Source organism: Streptomyces sp. NPDC048825 (assembly GCF_043198355.1).
Classification (GTDB): Bacteria; Actinomycetota; Actinomycetes; order Streptomycetales; family Streptomycetaceae; genus Streptomyces; species Streptomyces xiangluensis.
The window spans coordinates 1-2993 of the sequence record NZ_JBICUR010000045.1; the positions used below are offsets into that span (position 1 = coordinate 1).

Below are 2993 nucleotides of genomic sequence, written 5' to 3' on the forward strand. Positions count from 1 at the left end.
TTCAACTCCGTCGACGGCAACATCCGCGGCGGCTTCATGCAAGGCCCCATCCCGGTGGTGCTGCCGCACACTCCCGGCCTCGACGTCGCCGGCACCGTCGACGCGCTGGGCGTGGGCGTGGACGGCATCGCGGTCGGTGACGACGTCATCGGCTTCCTGCCGATGGACGGGAACGGCGCCGCCGCGGAGTACGTCCTCGCGCCGGCCGAGGTCCTGACGCCGGCGCCCAAGAGCATCCCCCTGCCCGACGCCGCCGCACTGCCACTCGTGGGCCTCACCGCGTGGCAGGCGCTGTTCGACCACGGCAAGCTGACGGCCGGGCAACGCGTGCTGATCAACGGCGCCGGCGGAGCGGTCGGCGGCTACGCCGTGCAGCTGGCCAAGGGAGCCGAGGCCCACGTGATCGCCACGGCCAGCCCGCGCAGCAGCGAGGCGGTCACGTCGGCCGGCGCCGATGAGGTCATCGACCACACCACCACCGGCGTGAGCGCGGCGGTGACCGAGCCGGTCGACGTCGTGCTCAACCTCGCGCCGGTCGACCCGGCAGAGCTGGCCGCGCTCGTCACACTGGTCCGTCCGGGCGGGGTCGTGGTGAACACGACGGTATGGATGCCCGCGCCCTCCGACCAGGAGCGCGGCGTGCGCGGCATCGACCTGTTCGTCCGCAGCGACGCCGACCAGCTGTCGCAGCTGGTAGCGCTGATCGACCGTGGCGAGCTGCGCGTCGACGTCGCCGAGCGGGTGCCGCTGGCCGAGCTGCCGGCGCTCCACGCCCGGGCCGCCGAAAACGCGGTGCACGGCAAGGTCATCGTCGTCCCGCCCGTCGCCTGACGCCGATCCTCCACCGAAAGGAAAAGGCCATGGCACTGAGTTTGGATCCCGAAATCGCCGAGGCGCTGGCCCCGATGGCGGACGCCACACCACCGGCCGTGGGGGACATCGCGGCGCGGCGCGCCATGTGGGAGCCGATCATCGGCGCCGCGGGAACGGCCCAGCCGGTCCCGGCCGACGTGAAGACCAGCGAGCACTACACGACCACCGGCGACGGCGCGCGGATCACCATGCGCTGGTACACCAAGGACGGCGCGGCGCCTGGCCCGGCCGTGCTGTTCTTCCACGGCGGCGGATACATCTTCGGCCACATCGACCTCTTCGACGGGCCGCTCACCCGCTACGTCTCCGCCAGCGGCGTACCGATGCTGTCAGTCGAGTACCGCCGCGCCCCCGAGCACCCCTTCCCGACCCCGCTCGAGGACGCCTACACCGCACTGCGCTGGCTGCACGAACACGCCGCCGAACTCGGCGTCGACACCGACCGGATCGGCGTGATGGGTGACAGCGCCGGCGGCGGAATCGCCGCAGCCGTGTCGATCCTCGCCCGCGAGCGCGGCGGCCCGAAGATCGCCCGGCAGATCCTTCTCATGCCGATGCTCGACGACCGCACCACCACCCCCGATCCACACATCGCGCCCTACCTGCTGTGGTCCTACGACGACAGCCTCACCGCATGGCCGGCCCTGCTCGGCGAGGCCGCCGGCGGGCCCGACGTCCCGGCCACGGCGGCCCCAGCCCGGCTCGAGGACGCGACCGGCCTGCCGCCGGCCTACATCGAGGTCGGCCAGCTCGACGTCTTCCGCGACGAAGACACCGCCTACGCCACCAAACTCAGCCGCGCCGGCGTGCCGGTGGAGTTCCACCTTCACCCCGGCGCCCCGCACGAGTTCGACTCCATCGCCTTCACCTCCGACGTCGCCCGCCGCGCCATCGCCGACCGCATCCGCGTCCTCAAGTCGATCTGAGCCGGCACCGAGCGCGCTCACCCCGTGCCGCAGGAGGGGTATGCAAGCGCTCCACACAGGTGGCCCCTCGCCCCGTTGCCCGCCGCAATGGGGCCCCTCGGACACCGGCAAGAACACACTGAAGCACCGCGCGGCCGGGCCGGACTCCCACTTCGGGCAGCATGCGCATCGACGGCCGGGAGACTGCCGGACTGCATGAGACCCGCCCGGCACCTGATCCTCACCTGACTGACCTTTGAAGGAGACGATTCCGATGATCCCCGACGACGATCTGTCCCGCTCGCTGACCGTGGTGGACCCCGACGATCCCGGCACGACGTACATCTCGCTGGTGGGCAACACGTACGCCATGCTGGTCACCGGCGAGCAGACCGACGGCCGGTACTGTCTGATCGACATGCGCGTCCCCGACGGCGGCGGCCCGCCGCCGCACCGGCACGACTTCGAGGAGATGTTCACGATCCTCGAGGGCGAGATCGAGTTCACCTTCCGCGGCGAGAAGCACACCGTAGGGGCCGGGTCCACGGTCAACATCCCGGCCAACGCGCCGCACAACTTCCGCAACGCTTCGGGTGCGCCGGCCCGCATGCTGTGCATGTGCACCCCCGCCGGCCAGGACGAGTACTTCACGCGCATCGGCGATGTCGTCGCGGGCATGGACGCGCCGCCGCCACAACTGTCGGAGGACGAGCTCGCGGAACGCCGCCGCCGTGCGGCCGAGTTGGCCTCGACCTACCGGAGCGAGTTCCTGTGACTCACGGAGCCGGCAAACCCGGCACCGGTCGACAGGGTGAAGTTCCCCGCTGAGCTGGACAGCCAGGACCAGATCGTTCGGGGCCATCGCCTACACCCCGACCAACAGTTCCTGGCTCAACCGTATCGAGGCCCAGTTCACCGCCCTGCGCTACTTCGCACTCGATGGCACCGACCATGCCAGCCACAAAGAGCAGGGCAGCATGATCCGCCGCTACATCAGCTGGCGGAACAAGCATGCCGCCGACGACCGCCTCGAGGTCGTCAACGGGGCGAACGTTGCCTGATGCGGCACTAGTGTGCTGCGCCAGAACTTCCGAGCTTTAGTTCCGCTCGGTTGTGTCGTTGCTGGGTCTGACCTTTGCCAGGTAATCGGCGAGGGAGTTGAGGATCTCGTCGGCGGTCTTGGTCCAGGTGAACGGCCTGGGGTCCTCGTTCCAG

Annotated in this window: 3 protein-coding genes and 1 pseudogene; all 4 read left to right on the forward strand. The window is 70.3% G+C overall.

The window, feature by feature from the left end; genetic code table 11:
• A partial coding sequence (locus tag ACGFNK_RS45715) for an NADP-dependent oxidoreductase (RefSeq protein ID WP_393427351.1) occupies positions 1-831 on the forward strand: 831 nt, incomplete at its 5' end.
• 29 nt (positions 832-860) lie between these two features.
• Positions 861-1799, forward strand: coding sequence for an alpha/beta hydrolase (locus ACGFNK_RS45720; RefSeq protein ID WP_393427354.1), 939 nt, complete (start codon positions 861-863; stop codon positions 1797-1799).
• 253 nt (positions 1800-2052) lie between these two features.
• Positions 2053-2553, forward strand: coding sequence for a cupin domain-containing protein (locus ACGFNK_RS45725; protein WP_393427357.1), 501 nt, complete (start codon positions 2053-2055; stop codon positions 2551-2553).
• A gap of 85 nt (positions 2554-2638) precedes the next feature.
• Positions 2639-2839: pseudogene (locus ACGFNK_RS45730) on the forward strand (transposase); the annotation flags it as partial.
• Positions 2840-2993: the final 154 nt, after the last annotated feature.